The sequence below is a fragment of the Priestia sp. GS2 genome (assembly GCF_036409025.1).
Taxonomy (GTDB): domain Bacteria; phylum Bacillota; class Bacilli; order Bacillales; family Bacillaceae_H; genus Priestia; species Priestia aryabhattai_A.
Genome location: NZ_JAZGJX010000001.1, coordinates 1,192,529 through 1,218,685, shown reverse-complemented (window position 1 = coordinate 1,218,685; position 26,157 = coordinate 1,192,529). Strand labels below are relative to the sequence as shown.

The window sequence follows — 26,157 nt, the reverse complement described above, 5'->3', positions numbered from 1 at the left end:
CCTCCCCAAAACGAGATATCCACCTAATTATACCATTTCTCCATCCATATTCATGAAAAAAGCCGAGAAAATGTTCTCGGCTTTTCTTTCTCTTTATCCAATCTATAATTAATGATTTTATGTTCAGCTACATTATTTTTCAGAATTAGTTACGGTTCTTAAATTGTAAAAAGTCTCGATAAAGAGTAAATCGAAAGCGAGGGTAACGCTCCTTATGCTCGCGATATCCATAGGGAAGCATTAACGCAAACTTTCCTTTTTCAATTCCCATTACAAACTTGGTAGAGTCAAGAGGATATCCACGAACAACCCAGCGAGCTTTTTCAATATTTCTGACTACAACTTCTCCTAAATAAACGCCTAAACAACGTTCAAACTCTTCTTTGGTCAGATTAAAAAATGAAAAAGAATGCTGCTCTTCTACATCATAATATAGAAGTTCAATTATCTTTAAACTGTCTGGTGAAAAGTCCAAGTCAAATTCATCAACTAACTTGCTGATTTCTTTTAACTTTTGTAAGCACTGCTCTCTCACTTCATGATAATAATAGCTTGCTTCAAATTGGTTTTCACATGCTATTAAATCTGCTCCATAGCTTGTTGCGATGTCAGGGTATATGTTCATTACTTGAATCCCTCCACTTTTTATCTTAACAGCTAGACCAAGTATAACATGTCCATAAATGCAAAAAGCTTTTTTCCTCTATTTTACTAACACATGGATATTTCTCCACTTTTAAGTTGATTTATTTTCCCGCTGCCTTAGCTCATACGGTAACTTTTGAATTGACGTTACAACCATATCAAGCTTTGCTTCAATCCGATGTAGCAAATATAACGTCACTACAACCGGAAAGCCAACGTCTGAAATTAAAGAAAGCCAATCCGTCATTTTATCTTTCCCCCTTTAATGCTCTACTGCTGTATATATAGAGACTTCTCTCTTACAAAGGGATACACACATTAAAAAGTTCACACAATGTTCACTTACGAAGGAATTTTGAAATCTCTATACTTAACAAAGAATTCAAAAGGAGGATTATAATATGCCAACAACAAAAAAACAGGAAGTTTATTTTGGGATGATGATGTGCCTAGGTATGGTGTTTATTATGACAACGTATAATTTCATGCTAAGTGGAATGCTGGACGTGCTAACCCCGCTGCAAATGCTAAAAGAAATGATAATTATTTTTATTATTGCTCTTGCACTTGAATTAATAATAGTAGGTCCTATAGCTCACAAAGTTGTCTTTTCGCTACCTTTTAAGAAAGAGAAGAAACTTTATATGATCTTAACTTTATCTACTTGCATGGTAATAGGAATGGTGTTTTTCATGTCAATCTATGGACTTATTCATGCATCTATCGCTGGTTCTCTGACAAATCAACATGTACTAACTAGTTTCTTTACAATTTTTTCAAAAAATATAATGATCGCCTACCCAGCACAGATTCTTATTGTAGGACCTGCTGTCCGATTTCTCTTTTCAAGATTTCTTTCTATTAAACAAGCCTCTTCTTTGTAAGGACAGTACCTTTAGTTAATGTATAATGTGTTTATTTAGAACATATTTTATTTAAAAATAAGTAAGAGACCCTAAGCTAACAACTTAGGGTCTCTTACTTATTTTTGTCTTTTTAACATTACCATTAAAACTGTAATGATTGTAAACGCGACAAATGCTAAGAATGGTATTGTAATAAAACCAAGCCAATTAATATACTGACCTGAGCAAGGTATACCGCTTGTGCATGTTTCAAACGCTTGTAATGCAGGTATTTTCTGTAATGCATAGTGATAGCCTGATACAAGCATACCTACCACTGAAAAAGGCAGTACGTATTTACAAATTCTGTCATTTTGTTCATATACAGCTACGCCTAAAATGAGCACAAGTGGATACATTAAAATTCGCTGATACCAGCAAAATGTACATGGAATAAAATTAAATAATTCACTAAACGATAAGCTGCCAAGAGTTGCAACAATTGCAACAATCCAGCTTCCTATTAACGTTTTTTTCATTCTTGTCCCTTCTTCTCAGCTGCTTCTTTAACCATCTTATCAAAGTCTTCAGCAGTTGATCCTTCAAACGGCTTTCCATCTACAAAAAGAGCTGGTGTTCCAGAAACGTTTAGTTTTTTGGCATAAGACATGTCTTTTCGGAACGCTTCTTTAAACTCTTCGTTTTCATAAGCTTTCACTACTTTTTGCACATCTTCCTCATTTGCTACCTCACTAAGGGTATCTTGTAAAAATTGATCTGTAAAAATATCCTGCGTTTCAGCACCTGCTGAATCAGGTTGCTTCTCGTAAAGCAACTTATGGAACTTCCAGAATGTATCATTGCCTAGCTCTTTGTAAACCGTTTCAGCAAACTGAGCCGAACGAGTTGAGTCTACGTTAATAAAGGCATAGTTCATAAAGTAAAACTTCACTTTGCCTGTTTGAATGTAATCTTGATCAATCAATTGAAAGAACGTGTTGTTGAACTCTTTACAATGAGGACATTTATAATCACCAAATTCAATTACTTCAACTGGTGCATTTTCTTTCCCCAAAAATGGTTGATTTTCGTAACTAATATCAGCTTGTTCACTGCCTTTATTGATATTACCAAAGATAATAAACGCTAAAACAGCGACGCTCACAATTCCAATTGTCCAAAACAACCATTTAGAATTTGCAGACTGCTTTTTTTGAGCTCCTGTTTTTCCTTTTTTCTTTGACTTTGCCATTTTGCTTGCTGCAACTTAAATAGAAGCAGCTTTCACCTCTTTCTCAATATATTTTATTCATGCATTAATAAGCAAATACTGACCAAAGCAGTACAAACACTGTCACTGACTTTACCATCGTGAATGTTGGAATGTTCCAGGTGATAGTCATCCTTGGATTTACTAAGCACTTTATGCGATAATTTACTGCTGTTTCCGCAAAGGGTGCATATGTACAAGAAGCTTGCTCCCTTTGGTACTTAATCAGCTTTAAAAGCGCACTTCCAATTGGAAGTGGTGAATCTAGTGAATTAATTGCAGCACGATCAGCTAATAGTTCACTTATTAATTTGTAACGTTCATTGCTCCACCTAAGCACAGGGAGATACCACAGTGTGGACGCGCACAATGATAAAAGAAAAATTTTCAGTGGATCTTTATTGCGCGCATGAAACCCCTCATGATATAACACTGCTTCAAGTTCCTTTTCATTTAACAGGTTAACTAAGTTCGTTGAAACAACAATTTGAGGCTTCAGAAATCCTTTAGTTAAAGCAAACGGACGGGGGGATTTGACTACAATAACCCCTTGATAAATATTTTCATGCTTGTCTATGTAACAAGTTAAGCTTGATACTTTACTGACTTTGATTTGATAATGAAATTGGGACAAAAGCCAAAGCTGTTTAGTTAGCTTCCAGAAAACCAGCAAAAGAGTGTAAACCACAAACCCATATAAAACATACTGTGCCCACTTCCAACCGATATGCTCTACAGCGTGATAGCATAGAGTAAACACATTTAAATGGTGATCTGGATTTATGAGATAAACTGTCATTTGTACAAGCAAACTAATGGCTACTAGTATGGATGCGTAAAAAAGAATAAGAGATTGCTTTTTATTCATATTTCCTCGCTCGCTTTTAACGTTTTAATTTTTTGTTCCAAAAGCAAAAGCAGCTCTTCATCTGCTTCTTCTACTGCATCTAGCATATGACTCACGGCCAAAAGTCCAAATTCATCAATTAATTCAGACGTTAATTCCTTAGATTGCCCTTCTAAAAATTCCTGCTGTGACAGCACAGGTTGATAAACGGAAACTCTTCCTTTTACGCGCTTGTCCAATAGCCCTTTTTCTACAAGACGATTCATAACGGTCATAACCGTATTGAAATTGACTACCTTATCTTTTTCAAGGGCAATTTGAACATCTTTAATAGTCATTTGTTTTCCACGCCATATACATTCCATTACCTTTGCTTCTAGAGGTCCAAAAAAACGATTCAAGCCACTTTCCTTAAACTTAAACTGTTGAATCTTCATAAAAAAACCACCTCACACTACTCATTGTAGTGTGGAGGTGGTTTTTGGTCAAGGCAAAGCATCTTTAGATTTCAAATTCCGTTATGTTTCGCTCAATAATCTGTGCGCCTTTTTTTGATGTAAGCGTTCCACCATTTGATGTGAAAACATTGCTTGCTAGAATCTGATCCATTACTGCGCCAATGTCAGTAGCTTCAAGTCCTTCTTTTGGTTGCTCAATTGAAATACCCACTGTTTTTTGTTCTAAATTCAAAAATTGCATCGTTAATGTTTTCATTTAGCTCCCCCTCTATCATTCATTTACAAGCGTATATGTTACGACTTCTGCCACTTCAACAAGTGGCAGTAGCTGTAGACTCGCAATAGCTTTACTAGCTGTTAGCAACGCATCAGGTGAAGAAGCTAGTGCGATATTTGAGTATAATTTGGATTTTAAAATCATCGTTCCATCCTCCTTATCCCCGTTGTGAAATGTCATACGAAGCTGGCTTTTTTCCTGGATTTTTTCTGCCATTCTTCATTCCCCCTTTCGCCTTATATATAGAAATCTAAATAGGACCGAGGGATGATAGATACAAAAAAAAATCTCCTTTATAATAAAAGAAGATTGTGATAGAGAAAGAGGATTTTAACTATGAAAAGATGGATCTCACTGCTTATTTTTTTACTCACCTTGCCTATTGCTTCACATGTCTCAGCAAGTAACCATCACGTTGATGAACAAAAGCTCGGGCCGTTTTATTACACAGTATATAATGATGCACCTTCTCAAAAGTGGGATATTGGGGTATTAAACCATGAAGAAAAAACAAACATTTCTGAAACAAAGCTTAACAATGAAGGCCTACTCTTATTTAAAGAAACCATTGATGAGTTAGCAAAACTCTCTATCCAACTTGGTATTGCTTGTATGGTGTTAATGGGAATTATACTTTTTCTTATTTATCGGTTATTCAAAAGGAAGCGTTTATTTTTACGTATTTCCCTTTTAGCCTCGAGCGTTGCTTTTGCTTTTTTGCTTATTACAACTATAGAAATTTTTAAAAAGACTGAGCAAGCGAAAACTTTATTTTATTTAGTATAAGCCATGTACTTACGATAATCCATCGTTAAAAAGCACGCTTTTTAGAAAAGCGTGCTTTTTTATTGCTCTATTTTTTCAGAATAGATTGCAGAAATTGCTGTTTGAATAATGGTTGCTGAATATTCCAGCTTACGATGTTCTTCTAGTGATAAATGAAGAGGAATTCGTTTCTCAATTCCTCCGGTTCCAATAACAGATGGAATACTAATAGCTACGTCATGTAAGCCATACTCTCCCTGCAATATCGTAGAAACTGGAAAAACAGCTCGTTCGTTACTGATAATGGCTTTGGTTAGCTGTGCAATCGCGTTTCCAATACCAAATTCCGTATTTCCTTTTAGCCAATAGATTTCAAAACCTAGTTTGATCACTCCTTTTTCAATTTTTTCTTTATCTAAAGTAGACTGCTCATGTTGGTAGTAATCTTCTAGTTTTTGTCCAAAAATTGTTGAATGTGACCATAGTGCAAACTGCGAATCGCCATGTTCGCCAAGCATATACGCATGAACGTCATGTGGCTTTACCTTGAGTTCATTTGCAACAACTCGCCGAAGACGCGAACTATCTAACAAGGTTCCTGTTCCAATTACACGCTCTCTTGGCAGTCCAGACAAACTCCATACATGGTATGTAATAACATCACATGGATTTGTGGCTACAACGTAACAGCCTGAGAAACCAAGCTCTTTTAGAGTTGTAACTACTTCAATAATAATAGGTGCAGTTGCTTTTAATTCATCAAGCCTCGTTTCACCTTTTTGAGGTCTCGGACCGGCAACGCTTATAATAATTACATCTGCATCTTTAATATCGACCAATCCACCTGCATATACGTTTGTAAACCCAGACGCAGTGACAGTTGCATCCTGTAAATCAAGCGCGTCACCTTCCGCTTTTTCCTTTAAACAATCCACAAGCACCAATTCTTCTATTGCTTGCTGATTAACTAATGAAAAAGCTGTCGCTGAGCCAACATTTCCACATCCAATAATTCCAACTTTCCTTCCCATGAGCTCTTCTCCTTTCTCTTATCCCTCTCTTTTCAATCGCTTAGCTAGGTGACTACCAAATGATTGAATTACCTGCACCATGATAATTAATACGAGAATAGTGGTATACATGACCGTTGGTTCGAAGCGCAAGTGTCCGTATTGGAAAGCAATATCTCCAAGTCCACCAGCCCCAACAAGACCAGCCATTGCCGTAGCACCAATAAGACCAATGGTTGCAATTGTTAGTCCTAAAATAATACCAGAACGTGCTTCTCTTACGACTACATACCAAATAATTTTTGGTGTTGAAATTCCCATTGACTGATACGCTTCTACTATTCCTTTATCAACTTCTAACAGCGCAGACTCCATTAATCTCGCAATATAAGGTGCCGTATACACTACAAGGGGAACAATTACGCCTTGTACACCGATTGTTGTTCCAGCAATAAGTTTAGTAAATGGTAGAATAAAAAATAAAAGGATAATAAAAGGTATTGAACGAATAATATTAATAATCCAGTTAAGAGCTTGATATAACCATCTGTTTTCTGATTGCCCTCCCTGTCTAGTTACAACAAGTAAAATACCAAGCGGTAAACCAATTAAGATGGCAATAACTAATGAGATGCTTGTCATTGTTAACGTTTGAAGGAATCCTTCCCAAATAACGTCGCTCCACTCTACAAAAAATTCAGCCACCTTACTTCCACTCCTCTACAATAACGCCTTCGCTCTCTAAATATTCAATGGCTTCTTCGTAAGCTACTTTATCTCCTCTTAAATGAACAAGCAGCTTTCCTAGCGTTTCATTTTTTAATTGTTCAATTCCACCAGCTAAAATACTTGGTAACACATCAAATTTGCGTGAGACCATTGCCAGTGCCGGCTCGTTGGACTTTTCACTTCCTTTAAAATACAGTGATACCAGCTTACCAGTTTTACGATACTCGGTTTTTAAAGCCTCTGGTAGATTAAATGCAGACTCTGATCCAATAAAACGCTGAGTTGTTGGATGGTGTGGATGAGTAAACACATCCACTACTCTTCCTTCTTCTACAACTCTCCCATTTTCCATCACTGCAACACGGTCACAAATACGCTGAACAACGTTTAATTCGTGCGTAATTAGAAAAATTGTTAAGCCTAGTTCTCGATTAATTTTTAATAGTAACTCCAAGATAGCTTCCGTTGTTTCTGGATCTAAGGCACTTGTTGCCTCATCGCTTAATAAGATTTCCGGTTCGTGTGCTAAAGCTCTTGCGATGGCGACACGCTGCTTTTGACCACCTGATAGCTGAGATGGATAATGGTTGATTTTATCTGACAGCCCAACAATTTCTAAATACTTATCTGCACGCCTTTGAATGGTTTGTTTATCGATTCCTTCTAACTTTAGTGGAATTGCAATATTTTCATATACCGTTGCTGTTTTTAACAAGTTATACCCTTGAAAAATCATACCAATTTTCCGACGTGTTTTTTGCAAGTCCTGCTTCGAAAGGGAAGGTAAACTAATGCCATTAATTAACACGTCTCCAGACGTTGGCTGCTCTAACAAATTGACGCAGCGAATTAGCGTACTTTTGCCCGCACCGCTATATCCAATTACCCCAAATACTTCTCCTTTTTCAATGGTTAAGGATACATCTTTCACAGCCTCCACTTTCTTGCCGTTGACTTCATATGTTTTGGAAGTCTGCTTTAATTCAATCACATTCACCACTCCTTAAAATGCTGGGACAACTGATCCGTTAAACTCTTCTTCAATAAATTGACGAATTTCATCTGAATGGAAATATTCTTCTAACTGTTTTACAACTTCATCATCTTTATTTTCCGTGCGCACAACAACGTAGTTTGGATATGGGTTGTTTTCAATTTCTTCATGGAAAATAGCATCCTCATTAATTGTTAGTCCTGCTCCCATGGCAAAGTTTGTATTGATTGCAGCAGCTGCTACTTCACCTAATTGAGATGGAATTTGTGAAGCTTCTAGCTCAACAATCTCAAGACCCAGTTTATTTTCAGCAACGTCTTTCTTCGTAGCTTTTTCTTCAACGCCTTCTTTTAGCTTAATAACTCCAGCTGCTTCAAAGAGTTTTAACGCGCGATATTCATTACTTGGATCATTAGGTACAGCGATTTTGTCACCTTTTTTTAGCTCCTTTATATCTTTAATTCCTTCGGCATAAATACCCATTGGAAACGCTACTGTTTTAAATGCATCTTCAATTTTATAACCCTTATCTTTTACCTGCTGTTCTAAAAACGGTAGTGTTTGGTAGTTATTTAAATCTAAATCGCGCTCATCAAGTGCTGTATTCGGTGTATTATAATCGTTAAACGTTTTAATAGTAATGTCGAGCCCATCTTTTTCTGCTAGCTTTTTCACTTCTTCGTTAATTTGTTGATGAGGACCACCAGTTACGCCAATTGTAATTTTTTCTGTGCTTAAAGTTTTTGCTTCTTCTTTTCCGCACGCAGCCGTTACAATCAGTAATGCTGATGCCAATGTTACTCCTAGTACTTTTGCTGTTTTTTTCATTATGCCAATCGCTCCCTTTTCTTTTTCCCATAAAAAAAACGCCTCTTACAGATAAAGAGAAGCGATTTTAAACAATCCACTTCTCTTATCTTTCAGTGTATAAAAATACACCGCAGGATTTAGCACCGTTACAGCACGATTGCTGTTAGGTTGCCGGGTTTCATAGGGCCAGTCCCTCCACCACTCTCGATAAGAGTTGCTTTTTTATTCACTTTGTTATGATGGCTATTCTACAGGTAGTTTGTATATAGTGTCAATATTTTTTTAATTTTATTTTATGAAAATTTTTAGATTAGTTTTAATTCATACAAAAAAAGCATACAAAAGTTTCCTTTTGTATGCTTCTTTTCTTTATTAATTCCAGCAAACGCATCCTACAATCACAAGAAGAATAAACAGAACCAAGATTAAGGCAAACCCACTGCCGCCTTTATTATAGCCGTATCCTCCACAATAACCGCCGTAAAAACACATAACATACACCATCCTTTCTATCTCAGTGTATGCACACATCATCCTTTTGCTTGTCTAAACGCCCATTTTCTAAAAATATGTACCGCTAACTCAATATTTGTCGTAAGCGAATCATATCACGACATTGAATACCATTTTCATAGATTTCTTCTTCATAGTTATGAACAAAGTGATCAATTTCAATTCCTGTAATACGAAATCCACATTTTTGGTACAACGCTAGCTGTTCAATACTTGAATTACCTGTTGCAATTTCTACGCTTTTATATCCGTAGTGCTTTGAAAGCTTTAACGCTTCTTCCACCAATAGCTTGCCATATCCTTGATTTCGCACATTTTTCTTTACAACAATATTAACGATTTCAACCGTGTTAGGCCTTGTAGGAAGTAGCACAATGAGACCTACCAGCTCGCCATTTGCTATTCCCGCAATACACGTTCCTCGTTCAATATATCCTGCAATGACTTCTTCTGATGGATCAGCTTCCTTTAACAACTCAATATGACTCTTTGACACTTGCAATATTTTTTCAAAACGTAAACTAGACATGCTATCGCCCCTTCTTTCTACTATTTTCGTTAAACAAATTACACCGTAATTGACGGTTTCCCTGTTATAATTAAAAGATATTACTAGAGAAGAAACAAGTCTAAAGGAGGAATTATTTATGAATTCATTGTTATTACATCACTTAGAAACCGTTCGAAGTATTACTCTAAACGTTTTATCAACCGTAACTGAAGAAGAAGGTTTACTAACTCCCAATGGCTTTTCAAACAACATTGTGTGGAACTTAGGACACATTGCATATATTCAAGAAAAACTGGTTTTTGAACTTGCTGGACAGAAGAATCAGTTACCTGCCTCATATGAGCAATTATTCGCGGCCGGAACAAGGCCTTCTCAATGGGAAGAAGAACCTCCTACCTTAACTCAATTACAAGAAGAACTGACGGTTCAAACTGAGCGTATTAAAGAATTCATACCCGCTCATTTTGATATGAAACTAGCCAAACCATTTACTAATAAAGCTGGCATTTCGTTTGATCATGTTGGCAGCACATTTTTATTCAGCTTCTATCATGAAGGAATGCATGTGGAGACAATTAAACAAATTAAAAAAGCCGTTCAAACACAAAAATCCTAACAGATGTTAGGATTTTTGTTGCTTTTTTTTCATTTATTTACTAAAAGATTTTCGTATTACAATTACTTTATATTCGACTTTTCCCTATTTCTACTATGTATGTTTTATCCACAACAAACTTATCTACTGCTTCTTTTTGCTGCTCAAAGTGATAGTAAGCAGCACACACCCCTCCCAATCCTGCTAGCGCTAACACGATTAACAGAATGGACCCAACCTTTTTCATGTTTCATTCTCTCCCCTATGTCTCACAAAGTCTGATAGAAACCTTTTGTGATCGCCCTTTTGTCTAAAAGGTTCATTCAAGCGAGCGTGAGGAATCCCCCTTATCCTCCTCACTCTATTAGATGGTACCATACCTTTTCCAAAAAATGTGTAAATGTTTTCATCTGTTAAAAAATTGTCATTTTTTTACTTAGATTGATAAAAAGATTGCATAAGAAAATGAAGAGCTTTGTTTTTTGAAAGGCCAAATGCATTAATAATATAGTCAACGTATTGAAATAAAGACTCACCGTTTTTTTCTTTCAGCTTCATAGCGCGAAAAGATTTATTAAATCGATAATGTTTTTTGTCAGAAAACACTAGACCTTCTTCTCTGAGAAAATCTTTATATACTTCATGATTAAAATACAAAACATCATTCCGCACATTTTCAAGGTCAATCACAACAATCATATCCTCTAATTCAGCATTAAGCTGCGTCATACATTCAATATACTCACCCAGACAGCTGAGTAATAATGTTAAAAATTGATGACCATCAACGTATTGAAACTGATCAAAGATAGAGGCGTTCCTGTAGCTTGGAACACACTCTTGCAAGACAGACTTTACTTCATCAAGTTCTTCCACGTATGGAATTGGAATATGAAACTTAGCCGCTCCATTGACAAACTGTTCCCAAGCAACGGTTTCATCGTACGAGTCAATCACATCGGTGTTTCGAAAAATAATAGATTCAGCTGAATGCGATGCTTTAACAAACGGTAAATGAACGTTCATCTCAACTTCTTCATACATTGGATAAGCTTTAGGTTCATTTGATTTTGATAAAATGTACTGTTTTAATTTATCTTCATCCATGTGTTCCAGTAAGTACAGGTCATAAATTGGAATAACGTACATATTACACATTCCATAGTAAACATAGCCTTCGCCGTGGGTAAGCCCCTTTCGATTATAAATGGATAATTCCTTTGTACAAAATGCTTCTAAGCGCATCATTCGATCTTTTGATTTTTGATATAGCCGGTCCAGGTGATAGCGATCATCAATTTCTGAGATAGGAGACGTTCCACTCCCGATACGTCGATAAATTTTCCCGTATGACATATATGGGGGGTATAAGCCTTCTGGAATCCAAATGATAAAGACACCGTACTCTGTAGTATGTTCAGGCGATAGAAACCGAGTGAAGATACGAGGAATTGGATTCGTTACATCCTTCAGCATATTATGGATAAAGAGTTCATACTCTTTTCTTTCAAGTAAATTGATTGAGTAATCATCTTCATCAACTCCAAAGATTAGCCACCCACCCATTTCATTAGCAAACGATGCAATAATGTTTGGAATCTTTCTCTTCACAGTAGAACTAATTTCCCGCTTAAATTCAAGCTGATATCCTTCTTCTAGCTGTTTGGCAACCATCACTTCTACATCAGAGAAACAAATTTCAGCAATCGTTAGCTTTCTTCCCTCTTCGTTTATGAACGGCGAATAAAACGAATCACTCACAGTTTCCCCTCCTCATCATATGCCTATAACTTATCCATATGATGAAAAGTGGCTAAACAGTCGTATTTCTTCTAAATTAACCAAAGAACAAATCGAGGATATTAGATGCTTTAGACGCTTCTTTATTATAAAACTCTGAGTAACCACATGACTTACAATAGATAACAACAAATCGGTTATGCTGAACGTCTAGAAGCTTTGAGAGCCCTGTTCCTGTCATTGCAACTTCCTTTTGCCCAACGCTCTGTCCACCACATTTTATACATCCTGCCTCTTTCATTTCTATCATCTCCTTTATTAAAATAAAAACCATTTCGTATTAAGTAATACGAAATGGTTTTTAAAAAGTTTCATATTTTTCCATTTAAAACTCAAATGTTGTCCCTATTCCTAACTCAACAGCTTTTTCATATACGCTTTTTGCCACCATCGTATCTAAATAAGCAATGCCAACTGATTCATAAAATGTAATCTCTTCCTCAGCTGTGCGTCCTCCTTTACGTTCACATACAATTTCTCCTAACTCTCCGTAAATAGCTGTAGCCTCCCACAGCCCTTGATCTATAGGAACAAGTAAATCTCCAGCTTCATGCATAGCTCCTTCATACGTATCTACAACCACTTTATCGCTTTTTAAAAGTGTCTCAACATCAACTTCCTGCATATGTGGCTGATATGAGCCAATTGCATTTACATGAGTACCTGGTCGAAGTAAGCTGCCATTAAACAAAGGCGTCGAGGACTTTGAACTACAAATAACAATATCCGCTCCTTGAACAGCTTGATCTGCGTCATTTACAACTGTAATATCACCACTCCATGTAGGATACAGTGCTTTTATTTCGTCTTTTAGCGCATATGCTTTTTTCACTGTACGGTTATATAGCAAAATTTGTTCTAAACTTCTCACTTCCATCATTGCTTGAACTTGACCGATAGATTGGGTACCACATCCTAAAACAGCGCAGACTTTAGCATTATTTCGTGCGAGATACTTCGTTGCAACACCACTTGATGCGCCTGTCCGCAAAACTGTTAAATAGCTCGCGTCGAGGAGGGCCACATGCTCTCCAGTTAGCGCATTGGTTAATAGAATCATTCCTTGTAATACTTTTTTTCCTTCATTTGCGTTTTCAGGAAAAATGCTCACAACTTTAACAGCTGTGTAATCAACAGGCTCAACATAAGAAGGCATATAAAGCGTCTCTGCTTGCTTCTTTTCATGAGCTAATGATAATCTTACAGGTGCTTTCGCTTTCCCTTCTGTTCCATATCGAAACCCCTGTTCTACATCTCTTATACAATCTTTCATCGTATAAAGCTCTCGAATCATTTTTTCATTTAAAAGCAACAACGAAATCTCTCCCTTATGATTGTGTAAAATCAATATTTTGTTTGTCTTCCACTACTTTATTCTTTTTTTCTTTTACAAATAAAACCGTCACAAGTGAAATGATAGCCGTCACAATAATATACAGAGCCACCGGAACAAACGAGTTGTTGTAAGCGCTTAGTAAAGCTGTAGCCACAAGGGGAGCTGTTCCTCCTGCTAAGGCTGCGCCTAACTGATAACCAACCGTTACCCCCGTGTATCGAACATTTGTTGAAAAGATTTCAGAGAACATTGTCCCAAGAACCGCAGTAATAGGACTCCAAATCAACCCTAATCCGATAATGGTTGCAACTGTTAACAGCAAGACGGACCCCTGTGAAAGTAAATAAAAATATGGAAATGCATACAAAATCATGGCAACTGTTCCAGCAATGTATAGCGGCTTACGGCCAATCGAATCAGACCATCTTCCCATAATAGGAATTAAAATTGTCGTAACAAGTGTTGCTATGGTTACAGCATTTAAAGCTGCGCTTTGTTCAAAAGATAAAATACCCGTTGCATAGGAAATGATAAATGTTGAAAAAATGTAAAATGGAGCAGTCTCAACAAATTTAGCTCCTACAGCAATTAATACAGAGCGCCAGTGATACTTAAATGTATCTACAATTGGAACTTTTGCAATGTTTCCTGTTTCTTTCGCTTGTTTAAATGCTGGGGTTTCATCTAAACCATTTCGAATCCAAAGACCTAGAAAGACCAGTACAGCGCTTAATATAAATGGAACACGCCAGCCCCATGCTAGGAAAGCTTCATCTGGTAAAAGTGTCATCAGTGAAATCGATAACGTTCCTAACAACATTCCAATTGTCACACCCATTTGAGGAATACTGCCAAAAAAGCCTTTTTTGTTTTCGGGTGCGTATTCAACTGCTAATAGCAACGCTCCGCCCCACTCTCCGCCAATACCAAGGCCTTGCACTAATCGAAGAAAAATTAAAAGGATTGGAGCCCAAATTCCAATTGTTTCGTATGTAGGCAACAAACCAATTAAAATGGTTGCAATCCCCATTAATGACAGCGTCATGACAAGTGTTTTCTTCCGTCCAATCTTATCACCAATATGACTAAAGATTACCCCTCCAAGCGGCCGAATAAAAAATGGAATAGCAAACGATGCGTAGGCTAGCATGAGCCCTACAGTTGGATCATCGGATGGAAAATACAGCTTGCTAAATACGAGCGCTGCAACTGTCCCATATAAAAAGTAGTCATACCATTCAATTGAACTTCCAATTAAACTTGCAATTAATGCTCTGTTTGCTGTTTTCCGCTCAACACCTGTTTCCTTCATACTATACCCCACTCCTCGTATTTCGATGGCGTACGCTATGTATTTACAAGAGCTGTCTAATTGCCGATTCGACGACATCTATCAATTGATTTACTTTCTCTCGTGCTTCTTTAGGCTTTTTTTCTTTTACTGCACAAAATAATTCTTCATGTAGGTGATAGGTATCTTCAAAGATTGTCGCTAAATCAAAAGGAAAATGCCAAGATTCATAAAAAGAGTCATACACAGAGTTAATGATTTGGCAGAGAATTAGATTATGAGAAGCCTCATATAGCGTTCGGTGAAAAAGCAAATCAGCTTCTGCTGTATCTTCATTCAAAGTGCGTAACTTTTCAAAAACTGCTAAATGCTTGCTCATTTTTTGAAGCTGAGCCTCTGTTGCTAGTTCTGCTGCGAGCTCCGCCGCTCTCCCTTCTAATCCTCGGCGAACATCACAAAGGTCTAATAAAAATTGCTTTTTATCCTTTATGGTTATACGAGTTTGAATACGATGGCCCTCCACGTCTTTAACTAATACACCTTTTCCATTTACTATTTCAACGACATGTAATGCTTCCAGCACACGTAGACCTTCACGAATACTCGTTCGGCTCACACTAAACTCTGTTGCGAGATCAGCAATAGATGGTAATGACTCCCCTTTCTTGAGAGCATTGACTTTAATATATCTTTTCACTTCTTCTGCAACGATTTCATGATTTAACTGTTTTTTCCTTTTTTTCATAGATGCTTCTTTCCTTTCTTTGCTGTATCTATCTACCTATCATATAGGTAAGTATACTACATATTCAGAAAATTTAAATTATTAAAATAAATTTTTCGACAAAAACTTACTTTTTTGTTTTCTATCAAGGTTCTTTTTAAACAATGGATGCTCTTACATCATTGCTCTTCATTTATTTAAGACTTACGAAATCAGAGATCGCGTTTGTAAAAATGATACAGATTGATGGATCAGGTGTCTAAGTACGTAATCATTAAGGTCATAAAGCGTATTGGTATAGACACATTTTTTTCCAGCTTTGTTCTTTCCACGCTGTTTCAAAAGAAAGGCTCCTTGCTGATCTCCAGTTGCAAAATAAAGACTAAACTTCGCTTTATGAGGAGCAAACCCAAACAGAAACATCTCTCTCTCATGACATAGTTCATACCGATAATGAGACGTACCAAGTCCAATCATACTTTTGGAACATATCCTGTTTCTTCAACAAGAATATCTAGCAGTCGATAAACATCTTCTCTCTTTCTTATACTTTTCACCTAGTCAATCAATCCCCATGCATTTGCATCCGCTTCTTTTGTTTTCAACTGATAGCTGATACATGTTTGTCCTGCCTTTCTAGCTATCAGCCCCAAGCTCAAGCACATACAGTACATCTTTTGCATCAAATACAAAATATTGACCGTGTGCATGCCAGTAATCATTTCCTTCAATTTCATACACGTTTACATTTGCTTCGTCTATTAATTTAAATAAAAGTTGTAAAAACCCCTCAACTCGATTATCTCTTTCTGGAAGTGCAATACGATAACGCTCTTTACATTCATCTTCTCTTGCAAAAAACCAGCCGTATAGTGCATCCGTTAACCTCGGCTCATACTCTAAACAAAGTGCATGGTCCACATATTCTTCTTGAAAGTATTCCTTTATCGACTGCTCAATGGTTTCTAAGCGGGGAATTTGATCAAATACAAACGTACAGACATGATTTGTATAATGATTTACATGTTCCATTGCAAGCAAATAGCCATTGAGTTCATTCATTATTAACCCTCCCTATTTAACTAGTTCTCTGCCACTTTTTTTGCGTAATCTTTGGCCATTGATTTTGTATAGAATTCAATAATATTTGATTCCGTATCTTTAAAATACACTCTTGTTTCATTTGCTTCTTTCATTACCTTCATCTCGATACGCTCCTGTTTCAAAACCGTAAGCGCACCCTCAAAATGTTGCTTCTGCACGTGTAGAGCCAAATGAACGTGAATACCACCTTCATCATAAAGATTTTGCCAGCTCGAAACACTTCGCTGCTTCATCTTCTGATCAGCTTTTGAAAACATACGAGGAAGCCAGAGTCCTAGCCTTGTTGGGCCTCCAACGTAGAGCCATGTTGCCCAAACTTCATTTAATTCCTCGACAAACTGTCCGTTATCATATCCCCATTGTTCCACGATTGGAAAACCAAGCTGATTAGACCAAAACTGCACGGCTCGTTCCATTGACTGTACTTCAAGAACAACTTCTGATATTCCTTCTGTTTTGATTTTCATCTAATCTCCTCACTTTATAAACCAAACATTAAAGGCACAACACTTTTTTCTATATTTTAGCATATCTTCCATATGGAAAATGTGCTTTTTGACTATCTTGCAATAAAAATACAGCGCCTATTTTTTCGGCGCTGTATACATGCTATTCGCTTTCTTTAATTGCTTTGACTAGTGATTCAAGAAAAGAGTGCTTTTTCTCTACGTTAGTTAATAGTTCATCATACTGAGGCACAGTCAATTCTAACTGAAGTCCCTGATGGCGGGTATTATCATTTGCAATATTATCTGGCGAAACTCCTCTTAAATGAGCAGGAGGTTCACTGACAATAAACTGTGGTGTTAAGAATTCTTCTACGCGAGACGCAAGAGATTCATCTCGTCCTCCTATATAAATCTCTCGTTTCGTACCACGTGCACCGTGAAATGAAATAGTTATATCTGACTGATTGACTAATGATCTTGCCAGCTCTTCATCGTAATGAGTAGATGTTACATGCAATTCAAAAGGATCTTCTTCTTTCAAGCATTTAAACGCATAGAACGTCCCTTTGACTTCCTGCGCTAATTCCCTTGCTATTTCAAGTGTACCCTCTTCCATTGTACCGCCGTGAATTGCCAATACAACAATATCTTTCTTACGAATGATGCACTCAATTTCATAGTCAATTCCAGCTCGCTCACACTGAGATAACTCTTGAAACGTTTGATATACATCTCGCACAACGATCACTTCCTTTCCATTGTTTCTTAATATGACTCGATTTGTACAGAGTATACATCAAACGTACAAGCACTTTTTTTGCTCCTGCATATTATGGAATGAATGCTTTTTATTATATAGAAAGTGGTGTTAAACAATTGATTGAAAACTACAAACGTATTGAAATCAAAAAGCATCAGTTATATGATGTTGATTTGTTGAATAACAAGCCGTATGTCCTTGCAATTGAGTGGGACGGCGTATTATATGAATTTTTAATCAAGCTAAAAGAAAGCTCTTCAAACATGATTCTATTAGGCTCTGGTGCAGGCGCTAAGCAAGAACACCCGCAAGGCCCTCCTTATTTTCAGCGTCATTCATGGATGGATCTATTTGATGCATCGGTTATTTACTACAACGACCCTACTTTATATTTAGGTCCTCTCTCTTTAGGATGGGGGCAAGGAACGAAAGAACGGTTTTACCTTCAGGAAATCTCCGTGTTGCTAAAAGAAATCTTAGAAAAATTACACATACCTCTCCTAAAGGTCACCTGTTACGGTTCATCAGGAGGAGGCTTTATGTCCCTCATATTAGCCGGCTATTTAAAAGGTGCTAAAGCAGTTGTGAATAATCCGCAAACATGCTTAACAAAATGGCTTAAGACTCCCGTTCGCAACGTATTTTCCTTATCTTATCCAGATATGTCACAGGAAGAAGTGGTTCAAACGTTTCATGAACGAATTAATGTCCTAGCATTTTATCAGAAAATTGGTTACGTCCCCCCCATTGATTACCTTCAAAATGCAGCCTCAGAATTCGATATGCTAAACCACCTTATCCCTTTTTTATCAGGCCTTCACGCACTAAGCGATGATTGTGAGGTTCATGAAATTAAAGTGATATTAAACTATAACAAAAAACAAGGACACGCCGCTTTAGGAAAGCAAGAAACTGTAGATTATTTATCTCAAAAAAAATAGTAGCGAGTTTTTTTATCCTGTGATAAGATGTCGAAGTTCAATTCATCATATCTTACAGTATAGGTCGTAAAAATGTTTTTACGCAGCAAGGAGTGACTTCGAATGCAAGCCTATTTATTTTTAGCACTTGCTATTACAGCAGAACTTTTTGGAACATCCATGTTAAAAGCATCTCAGGGATTTACGAAACTTTGGCCAAGCATTGGTGTAATTGTTGGGTTTGGAATTGCGTTTTATTCACTCTCTGCTTCACTTCAACAAATCCCACTAAGCATCGCTTACGCAATCTGGTCAGGAGTAGGAACTGCTATTACAGCTATTATCGGTGTTGTCATTTGGAAGGAAAGCGGCAGCATCTCAATGGTCATTGGCATTACGTTAATTATTGCAGGGGTTGTTATTTTAAATCTAAAATCATTTGCACATTAAAGAAACGCTTGGCAGCTGCCAAGCGTTTTTTTTATAAGTTAAATGGATCTAAAAACTTTACGTCAGGATACTTATCTTGGAATAAGCGCCATACAAAATCATTTTCAAACATGAGTACAGCATGGCCATCACGATCTTCAACAAGCATAACACGAGAATCAAACATGCTGTCCTTAATTGTCTCTTTGTCCACCCATTTTGCAATGCTATGGGACATACGAACAAACTCTAAATCTACGTTATACTCGCCTTTCATGCGGTGTTCAAACACTTGAAACTGAAGCTCACCAACCGCACCTAAAATATAATCTCCAAAGAACGGTGTACGATAAAGCTGAACAGCTCCTTCTTGTACGAGCTGATTAATCCCTTTTTCAAAATGCTTTGATTTCATGGCATTTTTAGCACGCACTTTTACAAATAACTCTGGTGGGAACTTCGGAAGCGCATCAAATTGAAATACTTTACCATCGCCGACGATTGTATCTCCAATTTGATACGTACCTGAATCATAGAGACCAATAATATCTCCTGGGTATGCTGTATCAACTGTTTCACGACTTGATGCTAAAAATTGATGTGACTGAGCAAGCTTCATTTTACGATTTGTACGAGCAAGCGTTACGTTCATGCCACGCTCAAACTTTCCTGAACACACGCGCACAAAAGCAATTCGATCGCGGTGGGCTGGGTTCATATTTGCTTGAATTTTAAAGATAAAGCCTGAGAAATTGTTATCCGTCGGTTGAATTGTCCCAACAGATGATTCACGTGGCTGTGGTGGTGATGTTAATTGTAAAAATGAATTAAAGAACGACTGTACTCCAAAGTTTGCAATGGCACTACCAAAAAACACAGGTGTTAAAAGACCTTGCTTTACTTTTTCAATTGAAAAGTCGTTACCCGCTTCATCAAGAAGGGATAATTCATCCACAAGCGTCGGCAAATACATTTCATCCACGTGCTTTTTCACTTCATCATCAATGTTTTCACCATCAAAGTCTGCAAAATATGATTCTTTATTTCCTTGATACACTTCAATTTGCTTCGAAAAGCGGTCGTACGTACCTTGAAATCTTTTTCCCATTCCGATTGGCCACGTAACGGGGTATGACTCAATTCCAAGTACTTCTTCAATTTCTTCCAATAGCTCTAGTGGATCTTTCCCTTCTCGATCGAGCTTATTGATAAATGTTAAAATTGGAATTCCGCGCATACGACATACTTTAAATAACTTTAACGTCTGCGCTTCAATCCCCTTTGTACCATCAATAACCATGACAGCACTATCTACCGCGGTTAGTGTTCGATATGTATCTTCACTGAAGTCTTCGTGTCCTGGTGTATCTAGAATGTTAATAAAATGATCTTTATATTCAAACTGCATTACACTTGATGTAACGGAGATTCCACGTTGCTTTTCAATTTCCATCCAGTCAGATGTTGCAAACTTTCCTGACTTTTTACCTTTCACTGTTCCAGCAGAACGAATCATTCCACCTAGTAATAACATTTTTTCAGTTAATGTTGTTTTTCCAGCATCCGGGTGGGAAATGATCGCGAACGTACGACGTGAGTCGACCATCTGCTGTTGCTGTTGATTGCTCATAAGTTCAATTATCCTTTCTACTATACAATTCCTATTTTCATCATTTCATTATACGCTTTTTTTATACAAGATGACCAGCCTTTTTCAAAGGAAAAGAAAAAAGGCCCCCATTTGGGAGCCTCTGATAATCCTATAAAAAGAATTACTTTTGAACGTTAGCAGCTTGTGGTCCACGAGCACCTTCAACGATTTCAAATGTAACTTCTTGGCCTTCTTCTAAAGTTTTGAAGCCTTCGCCTTGGATAGCTGAGAAGTGTACGAATACATCGTCTTGTCCTTCAACTTCGATGAAACCGAAACCTTTTTCAGCGTTGAACCATTTTACTTTACCTTGTAACATAATCTCTTTTCCTCCTCGTGCAGCAAGCTACACCTTGTGTATTACTCCATTCTTGCTCTTACAATAAGTCAAGACGAAACCTATCGAACTATCCTTATGGAACAAAAATAAGCACTTTTATTGTACCAAATTATCAAAAAAATTTCAAAGGGATTTGTATAATCTTCTACTTATTTTTTCAAAAAAATCTCACTTTTTTTTGCTTTTTCATTCTCACTAACCTAGGTTAATTTTAGAAATATTCACATTTATCTCTTAATCTTTTTCAAGCTAAGAAATTGGCTCTAATTCTTTGATAGCTAATCCATAATAGACTTTTTCTAAGCGCTTAATTTCCGCCTCATATCGCTTAAGTTTACCGCTTGTTAGCCCTCGAGAGCTTTTGGTTTCGTCCAACAGTTCAAGATGCTGATTAAGCTTCAACAATGTTCTGGTTAAGCGCTCCTGTAACTCTTCGATTTCATTTTGTATATCCACACAAATCGGAAGCCGATTAGCTAGAATAAAATCCGTCATTTGCATTAGTATTTTTTTGCGCTCAACTTCCTTCACCTTACTTTTCACTACACGTTCAGCAGACCGAAACGTAAGTCGAATTCGTTCCATAATATCGCCTTTTATTGAAAGCTTTCTTCTTAATTCGTCTACATCTTCTTTTAAGGCTTCATGCTCTTCAATCATCCTTTTCATGACAAGACCGCAGTTGAGGGTTTTTAAATCCATTTGATTTAGCTGATGGCGAATAGATTCTTTTAAGCTATCTATTTTTTTAGTAAGCTGCTTTTCTATGCCTTTAAGCTGCCTAATATCTTGTTCTCCATTGTAAATAAGACCTTCTAGGCGCTCAACATCAAATTGAGCTTGTTCTTTTTTTATTTGAAAATCTTCGTACCGACGATATACAGATGACCATTTAATTAATAAAGATTGATAGTTGAGCAGCTCATCTTGGTGCTCCACCTTACACATCCACATTAAATGAACAACGGCCGCTAACAGCGGTAAAAAAGGTTCTGCTTCCTTACGCTTGGCTACAATTTCATGACTTTCCAAGCTCGCTAGCGTCCATAAAGGTGCATTGAACCCCACTAGAAGTGACGGTCCATACTGAATCGGAACAAACAAAGGCATGACTGCACAAAGTAAAGATGACAATAAGTCATATGCGTTCGGAGGAAGTTGTTTAAAAAAACTGATAATCCCTTGTCTTTGTAAGATCTCTTCCATTGCTTTTTGAGTAACTTCTCTGCTGAACAATTCCAAAATCCGATCTTGATATAAGCTTGGTAACTGTTCAATCCAAGTTAAAAGAGCTGTTTGTAAAATCAGTTGTTCTCGCTTTGAAGCGATTAAGTACTGTGAATCTGCAAGGTGAATAAACAACCGAATTTGGTGACGCAAAACGTCGTCTAGGGAATGACAGCGAGCAATAGAAAACAATTCATTATATTTCGCAACAAACATATTGGCTATTTCTTCACTAAGTTCGTATAGCTCTCCATTCGTTGTAGTGTGAGAAACAGGGAGTCGAAAATATTCAGCCATATGCAAAAACAGTTGAAGATGCAAATCTACCTCAGGCTGCTTAGCAATTTTTCTCATATTCTGCTGGAGATTTTGCTGAAACTGGACATGTTCATCCTTTTCGTTTGGTAACGTTGGTTGTAGCTTTACAATTTTATATTTACTTATAACAAACGCACTTTGTAATCCTTGTCCATTTGCTGTTAGCAAACTATAAAGAAGCTGTTGACCATTCATTTCCTCATCTCCTTTTTGACTTTTAAGACTCTTCTTGCTTTCGTAAAACCACAAGTGCAGTCCAACAAGACATTAACGCAGGTGGTATACTCCACGTTAAATATCGCCAGTCTTTTGTGATGATGGATACGATGACAAAAACGAGTGGTAGCCCTATCAATATAACGCCAATCCGAACCTTACTTATCTTTTTTCCCATTCCTGATCGCTCCCTTTTCGCTCCATTTGCTTATATACAAAATTCGCTTTCTATTGAAAAACACCTTTATAAACCGTTCGTTCATTTCTCTCTTTTCTAGACAGTCTATGACAGGAGTTTAAAAATTAGCCATCCTTTTGTCAGACGGTGGATGCAAGACTCATTCCTTTTTCCCCTCATCTTGCAAATCTCGCATTAAAACGCTAGTTTTCTGTTTTTTTCAGCAATTGCATACTTTTTATGAGAAATCCACCGTAAAATATGCTATGTTACGTATAGAATGTTTTTTATAAGAATGATATACGATAGTAATTCCACAGAAAAGGATGATGATCATGAAATTTGTTGTATTTGGAGCTAGTGGACGCACTGGACAAGCTTTCGTGACTCAGGCTTTAGAAGAAGGACATTTCGTCACAGCATTCGTTCGAACACCAGATAAGCTCACACTAACAGATAGCAATTTACACATTATAGAAGGAAATGCAACGGATTTCTTTCAGGTGTCTCATGCCATTAAAGACCATGATGCTGTTGTTTCCTGCCTAGGCACAGATGGTTTAGGCCCTTCTACGTTTTTAGAAGAAGCAATATCTACCATTATTAAAGCAATGCAAGAGCATGGCGTACACCGAATCTTATATACCGCTTCAGCTGGAATTGAAGGAGAAATTCCAGGTATGACAGGTTGGCTTGCTCAAAACATTTTAAAAAATCCACTGCGCGATCATTTAAGAGCTGTACAGCTGCTAAAAACAAGCAATCTTAATTGGACAGTCGCTCGACCGATGGGGCTAACAAATGGACCCGTAACCGCTCAATATCGAAAAGCAGTAACGGGTGTACCAGAAGACAGTAAAAATATTAGTCGTGCAGACGTAGCCCACTTTTTATTACACGCTGCAAATACAGAAATTCATTTAAAGCAATCCGTGGCTCTTTCCTATTAAAAAGCTCAGAGAATTTTTTCTCTGGGCTTTTTTATAATAAGCCCATCATAACCATATATGATAAAATATGGTATATGATTCTTATAAAAGGAAGGTCTAATTCATGACAAGCAAACTAGTCATTTACCTATTGATAATAACAGCATGCTTTTTACTCTTTTCTATAAGCATACTGCTTTCGGAAAAGTACCTTTTCTTAATTCCACTTGGCATATTGGGTTTATTTGGTCACTGTTATTTCACTTATCGTTTTACCCAAACCTTATTAGCAAAACCGAAATGAGATTCGTGCACTTTATTGATTTTACTCTTTACAAGTTGACTTTGTACGTATATAGTTTGATACTAGTATCAGGTATAAGTTTTTACATAAAGGAGAGACCATTATGCTAACAATAGAGCAAATTAAAGAAATTATCCCTCATCGCTATCCATTTTTACTTGTGGATCGTATTATTGAAGTCGAAGAAGGCAAAAGTGCCGTTGGTATTAAGAACGTGACGGCTAATGAAGAATTTTTTAATGGACACTTCCCAGAATATCCAGTTATGCCGGGTGTTCTAATTGTCGAAGCACTTGCTCAAGTCTGTGCCGTTGTTATGTTGAAAAAAGACGATAATAAAGGAAAGCTCGGTTTATTTGCAGGTATTGACAATTGCCGCTTTAAAAAGCAAGTTGTTCCTGGAGATCAGCTTCGTTTAGAAGTAGAGATGACGCGCGTGCGTGGTACAATTGCGAAAGCTCGTGCTGTTGCGTCAGTCGATGGCGAAGTGGCTTGTGAAGCGGACGTAACATTTGCACTATTTGACCCAAAACAAGCATAATTACTTAAGGTGCTAAGACATAAGTAGTTCAGCAAATGAGATATCTAAACTATCATGAGTTAATGACTTTTGATAGTTTGGGTATTTTTTATTGTTTTGAAAACAGTAGACTAGAGGGAAGAACGAGACCTGCCGAAAGCGCCTGTCTGTAGCGTAATGGCACAAACTAATTGTTAGCTCCTCAATAATCATTTCATTATGTCTCAGTCTCTTATCATCTTCTAATAATTCCTCAACTTAGCTTATTGATAACGTCTTGTTCGTCTGTATACCTAGCCCATACTGACATTGCTTCTGTTTTTAACTTTAGAGAGTTTTAGAGCTATAAAAAAAGAACGCTATTGCTAGCGTTCTTTTTTTGTAAATCTATATTAACCTTGCATTACTTTCATACGAACATGCTCTAAATGTTCACGAACTGCTTCTGCTGCGCCTTGAGCATCCCTATTTTTAATCGCTTCAAAAATGCGATCATGATCTTCATGGACCTGCTTGCGACTTTCAGGCCTTTGCGTTAACGAATATGCTAGCGCTTTTCGGTATAGATGACCTAGGTTCTCTACTGTATGAAGCAAAAATGAATTATGTGCCGCTTTTACAATATCATGGTGAAAGCGATAATCTGCTTCATAACCAATTTCAGCACTATTCTTAATGGTACCTTTGAATGCTTCTAAAGATTCTTTAATTTCTAGTAGCTCTTCTTCCGTATGACGAATAGCCGCTAGGCTTGCTGCTTCTGATTCAATGATAATTCGCATTTCAACTAACTCTAGCACTTGATCTGCTTCAACCATTTCAAACGTCATCGGATCAAGCATTCCTGCTAAATTTACTCGCTTAACGTAACTTCCTCCACCTTGTCTAGATTCAATTAATCCACTGGCCGACAAAACGCTTAACGCTTCGCGGATTGGTGCACGACTAACGCCAAACATTTTCGAAAGCTCATGTTCAGAAGGTAAGCGAGATTCAGGTGGAAACGTCTTTTCCTTTATCATCTTCTTTAACTGGTCAAGAACTTGACTTGATACTTTCTTACGCTCAATTGGTACAAACATTATTATTCCCCTCTCTGTTTGCTTTTTGTCTTATTCGTCTACAACATTCTTCTCCCTGCACGAAAGAGGGATTCACGTGCTGTAAAATCCCCCCTACTCTGTACTGAGTCCCCTTGATGAAGTGTAAACCTCTCGTATGTAACCGCTTTAAACTTTCTTTGTATTACAAGTATACATTAATTTTTAAAAAAATGTAAAAAAATTTCTATAATTATCACAATTTTCACATGAAAACAAATTATAAATGAATGAATGTTCATGTTTTTTTGACATAATTATTCCACTATTTCCCTTTTCATCAACTATTTGC

Annotated in this window: 36 protein-coding genes and 1 riboswitch; of the genes, 7 read left to right on the top strand and 29 right to left on the bottom strand. The window is 37.1% G+C overall.

Annotation, left to right across the window (positions count from 1 at the left end; translation table 11 throughout):
* Positions 1–145: 145 nt before the first annotated feature.
* Entirely contained in the window at positions 146–625 is a 480-nt protein-coding gene (locus tag V2145_RS06265) for a hypothetical protein (RefSeq protein WP_094913290.1), read from the bottom strand.
* Positions 626–736: 111 nt separating this feature from the next.
* Positions 737–892 (bottom strand): YvrJ family protein, encoded by a 156-nt coding sequence (locus tag V2145_RS06260; protein WP_094913289.1) that lies wholly within the window; start codon positions 890–892, stop codon positions 737–739.
* 154 nt (positions 893–1,046) lie between these two features.
* On the opposite strand from V2145_RS06260, the gene V2145_RS06255 reads away from it, so the two are divergent.
* Positions 1,047–1,529, top strand: coding sequence for a DUF2798 domain-containing protein (locus V2145_RS06255; RefSeq protein WP_094913288.1), 483 nt, complete (start codon positions 1,047–1,049; stop codon positions 1,527–1,529).
* Between the two features lie 98 nt (positions 1,530–1,627).
* On the opposite strand, the gene V2145_RS06250 is transcribed toward V2145_RS06255, so the two are convergent.
* From V2145_RS06250 to V2145_RS06225, 6 genes are all read right to left on the bottom strand, one after another.
* A complete protein-coding gene (locus tag V2145_RS06250; protein WP_094913287.1) occupies positions 1,628–2,029 on the bottom strand; it encodes a disulfide oxidoreductase in 402 nt (133 codons plus the stop codon).
* Positions 2,026–2,742: a DsbA family protein gene (locus V2145_RS06245; protein ID WP_094913286.1), complete on the bottom strand. Its 717-nt coding sequence runs from the start codon at positions 2,740–2,742 to the stop codon at positions 2,026–2,028. Before V2145_RS06245 ends, V2145_RS06250 begins: the two co-directional genes overlap by 4 nt.
* A 64-nt stretch (positions 2,743–2,806) precedes the next feature.
* On the bottom strand, positions 2,807–3,628 hold the full coding sequence (locus V2145_RS06240) for a M56 family metallopeptidase (RefSeq protein WP_330987420.1): 822 nt from the start codon (positions 3,626–3,628) through the stop codon (positions 2,807–2,809).
* Complete coding sequence (locus V2145_RS06235) at positions 3,625–4,044, bottom strand: BlaI/MecI/CopY family transcriptional regulator (RefSeq protein WP_094913284.1); 420 nt, start codon at positions 4,042–4,044, stop codon at positions 3,625–3,627. The genes V2145_RS06240 and V2145_RS06235 overlap by 4 nt, the downstream gene beginning before the upstream one ends.
* A 64-nt stretch (positions 4,045–4,108) precedes the next feature.
* Positions 4,109–4,321 (bottom strand): DUF2922 domain-containing protein, encoded by a 213-nt coding sequence (locus tag V2145_RS06230; protein ID WP_094913283.1) that lies wholly within the window; start codon positions 4,319–4,321, stop codon positions 4,109–4,111.
* Positions 4,322–4,336: 15 nt separating this feature from the next.
* Positions 4,337–4,558, bottom strand: coding sequence for a DUF1659 domain-containing protein (locus tag V2145_RS06225; protein WP_094913282.1), 222 nt, complete (start codon positions 4,556–4,558; stop codon positions 4,337–4,339).
* A 120-nt stretch (positions 4,559–4,678) separates the two neighbouring features.
* Here V2145_RS06225 and V2145_RS06220 point away from each other — a divergent pair, with 120 nt between their 5' ends.
* Positions 4,679–5,128, top strand: a complete 450-nt coding sequence (locus tag V2145_RS06220) for a hypothetical protein (protein ID WP_094913281.1) — start codon at positions 4,679–4,681, stop codon at positions 5,126–5,128.
* A 59-nt stretch (positions 5,129–5,187) separates the two neighbouring features.
* On the opposite strand, the gene V2145_RS06215 is transcribed toward V2145_RS06220, so the two are convergent.
* The 6 genes from V2145_RS06215 to V2145_RS06190 all read right to left on the bottom strand — a co-directional run bounded on the left by V2145_RS06215 (position 5,188) and on the right by V2145_RS06190 (position 9,692).
* Positions 5,188–6,138 (bottom strand): L-lactate dehydrogenase, encoded by a 951-nt coding sequence (locus tag V2145_RS06215; RefSeq protein ID WP_330987419.1) that lies wholly within the window; start codon positions 6,136–6,138, stop codon positions 5,188–5,190.
* An 18-nt stretch (positions 6,139–6,156) separates the two neighbouring features.
* A complete protein-coding gene (locus tag V2145_RS06210) occupies positions 6,157–6,822 on the bottom strand; it encodes a methionine ABC transporter permease (protein WP_094913279.1) in 666 nt (221 codons plus the stop codon).
* Between the two features lies 1 nt (position 6,823).
* Positions 6,824–7,837, bottom strand: coding sequence for a methionine ABC transporter ATP-binding protein (locus V2145_RS06205; protein WP_094913278.1), 1,014 nt, complete (start codon positions 7,835–7,837; stop codon positions 6,824–6,826).
* A 12-nt stretch (positions 7,838–7,849) separates the two neighbouring features.
* Positions 7,850–8,668 (bottom strand): MetQ/NlpA family ABC transporter substrate-binding protein, encoded by an 819-nt coding sequence (locus V2145_RS06200; protein WP_094913277.1) that lies wholly within the window; start codon positions 8,666–8,668, stop codon positions 7,850–7,852.
* 82 nt (positions 8,669–8,750) lie between these two features.
* A riboswitch (SAM riboswitch) is annotated at positions 8,751–8,864 on the bottom strand.
* Positions 8,865–9,022: 158 nt separating this feature from the next.
* Positions 9,023–9,142: a YjcZ family sporulation protein gene (locus tag V2145_RS06195; protein ID WP_076512449.1), complete on the bottom strand. Its 120-nt coding sequence runs from the start codon at positions 9,140–9,142 to the stop codon at positions 9,023–9,025.
* Positions 9,143–9,227: 85 nt separating this feature from the next.
* Complete coding sequence (locus tag V2145_RS06190; RefSeq protein ID WP_094913276.1) at positions 9,228–9,692, bottom strand: GNAT family N-acetyltransferase; 465 nt, start codon at positions 9,690–9,692, stop codon at positions 9,228–9,230.
* Positions 9,693–9,810: 118 nt separating this feature from the next.
* Here V2145_RS06190 and V2145_RS06185 point away from each other — a divergent pair, with 118 nt between their 5' ends.
* Positions 9,811–10,290, top strand: coding sequence for a DinB family protein (locus tag V2145_RS06185; RefSeq protein WP_330987418.1), 480 nt, complete (start codon positions 9,811–9,813; stop codon positions 10,288–10,290).
* Between the two features lie 67 nt (positions 10,291–10,357).
* On the opposite strand, the gene V2145_RS06180 is transcribed toward V2145_RS06185, so the two are convergent.
* The 10 genes from V2145_RS06180 to V2145_RS06135 form a co-directional block, all read right to left on the bottom strand.
* Positions 10,358–10,516: a hypothetical protein gene (locus V2145_RS06180; RefSeq protein WP_165932575.1), complete on the bottom strand. Its 159-nt coding sequence runs from the start codon at positions 10,514–10,516 to the stop codon at positions 10,358–10,360.
* Positions 10,517–10,701: 185 nt separating this feature from the next.
* The gene (locus V2145_RS06175) at positions 10,702–12,030 is read right to left on the bottom strand and encodes an AlbA family DNA-binding domain-containing protein (protein ID WP_256993424.1); all 1,329 of its coding nucleotides are present in this window, start codon (positions 12,028–12,030) and stop codon (positions 10,702–10,704) included.
* A 76-nt stretch (positions 12,031–12,106) separates the two neighbouring features.
* Complete coding sequence (locus tag V2145_RS06170) at positions 12,107–12,310, bottom strand: zinc ribbon domain-containing protein (RefSeq protein ID WP_094913274.1); 204 nt, start codon at positions 12,308–12,310, stop codon at positions 12,107–12,109.
* A gap of 84 nt (positions 12,311–12,394) precedes the next feature.
* Positions 12,395–13,384, bottom strand: coding sequence for an ornithine cyclodeaminase family protein (locus tag V2145_RS06165; protein ID WP_094913273.1), 990 nt, complete (start codon positions 13,382–13,384; stop codon positions 12,395–12,397).
* A 13-nt stretch (positions 13,385–13,397) separates the two neighbouring features.
* Complete coding sequence (locus V2145_RS06160; protein ID WP_094913272.1) at positions 13,398–14,717, bottom strand: MFS transporter; 1,320 nt, start codon at positions 14,715–14,717, stop codon at positions 13,398–13,400.
* A gap of 43 nt (positions 14,718–14,760) precedes the next feature.
* Entirely contained in the window at positions 14,761–15,441 is a 681-nt protein-coding gene (locus tag V2145_RS06155) for a FadR/GntR family transcriptional regulator (RefSeq protein WP_094913271.1), read from the bottom strand.
* A 183-nt stretch (positions 15,442–15,624) separates the two neighbouring features.
* Positions 15,625–15,897, bottom strand: a complete 273-nt coding sequence (locus V2145_RS06150; RefSeq protein ID WP_442956780.1) for a hypothetical protein — start codon at positions 15,895–15,897, stop codon at positions 15,625–15,627.
* Between the two features lie 159 nt (positions 15,898–16,056).
* The gene (locus tag V2145_RS06145; RefSeq protein WP_094913270.1) at positions 16,057–16,482 is read right to left on the bottom strand and encodes a hypothetical protein; all 426 of its coding nucleotides are present in this window, start codon (positions 16,480–16,482) and stop codon (positions 16,057–16,059) included.
* A gap of 20 nt (positions 16,483–16,502) precedes the next feature.
* Positions 16,503–16,991, bottom strand: a complete 489-nt coding sequence (locus V2145_RS06140) for a VOC family protein (RefSeq protein ID WP_256993423.1) — start codon at positions 16,989–16,991, stop codon at positions 16,503–16,505.
* Positions 16,992–17,133: 142 nt separating this feature from the next.
* Complete coding sequence (locus V2145_RS06135) at positions 17,134–17,712, bottom strand: poly-gamma-glutamate hydrolase family protein (protein WP_094913269.1); 579 nt, start codon at positions 17,710–17,712, stop codon at positions 17,134–17,136.
* Between the two features lie 137 nt (positions 17,713–17,849).
* On the opposite strand from V2145_RS06135, the gene V2145_RS06130 reads away from it, so the two are divergent.
* Both V2145_RS06130 and V2145_RS06125 read left to right on the top strand, forming a co-directional pair.
* A complete protein-coding gene (locus V2145_RS06130; protein ID WP_094913268.1) occupies positions 17,850–18,674 on the top strand; it encodes a glycosyl transferase family 2 in 825 nt (274 codons plus the stop codon).
* Positions 18,675–18,776: 102 nt separating this feature from the next.
* A complete protein-coding gene (locus tag V2145_RS06125) occupies positions 18,777–19,103 on the top strand; it encodes a DMT family transporter (protein WP_094913267.1) in 327 nt (108 codons plus the stop codon).
* A 31-nt stretch (positions 19,104–19,134) separates the two neighbouring features.
* On the opposite strand, the gene V2145_RS06120 is transcribed toward V2145_RS06125, so the two are convergent.
* From V2145_RS06120 to V2145_RS06105, 4 genes are all read right to left on the bottom strand, one after another.
* The gene (locus V2145_RS06120; protein WP_094913266.1) at positions 19,135–20,712 is read right to left on the bottom strand and encodes a peptide chain release factor 3; all 1,578 of its coding nucleotides are present in this window, start codon (positions 20,710–20,712) and stop codon (positions 19,135–19,137) included.
* Positions 20,713–20,854: 142 nt separating this feature from the next.
* Complete coding sequence (cspD, locus tag V2145_RS06115) at positions 20,855–21,052, bottom strand: cold-shock protein CspD (protein WP_025909909.1); 198 nt, start codon at positions 21,050–21,052, stop codon at positions 20,855–20,857.
* A gap of 270 nt (positions 21,053–21,322) precedes the next feature.
* Positions 21,323–22,813, bottom strand: a complete 1,491-nt coding sequence (locus tag V2145_RS06110; protein WP_330987417.1) for a hypothetical protein — start codon at positions 22,811–22,813, stop codon at positions 21,323–21,325.
* Between the two features lie 22 nt (positions 22,814–22,835).
* Complete coding sequence (locus V2145_RS06105) at positions 22,836–23,012, bottom strand: hypothetical protein (RefSeq protein ID WP_165932576.1); 177 nt, start codon at positions 23,010–23,012, stop codon at positions 22,836–22,838.
* A gap of 335 nt (positions 23,013–23,347) precedes the next feature.
* On the opposite strand from V2145_RS06105, the gene V2145_RS06100 reads away from it, so the two are divergent.
* Positions 23,348–23,962: an NAD(P)-dependent oxidoreductase gene (locus V2145_RS06100; protein ID WP_094913264.1), complete on the top strand. Its 615-nt coding sequence runs from the start codon at positions 23,348–23,350 to the stop codon at positions 23,960–23,962.
* A gap of 386 nt (positions 23,963–24,348) precedes the next feature.
* The gene (fabZ, locus tag V2145_RS06095; protein WP_025909904.1) at positions 24,349–24,786 is read left to right on the top strand and encodes a 3-hydroxyacyl-ACP dehydratase FabZ; all 438 of its coding nucleotides are present in this window, start codon (positions 24,349–24,351) and stop codon (positions 24,784–24,786) included.
* A 371-nt stretch (positions 24,787–25,157) separates the two neighbouring features.
* Here fabZ and V2145_RS06090 read toward each other — a convergent pair whose 3' ends face one another.
* Positions 25,158–25,847 carry a FadR/GntR family transcriptional regulator gene (locus V2145_RS06090; protein WP_025909903.1) on the bottom strand — a complete coding sequence of 230 codons (690 nt, stop codon included), beginning with the start codon at positions 25,845–25,847 and terminating at the stop codon, positions 25,158–25,160.
* Positions 25,848–26,157: the final 310 nt, after the last annotated feature.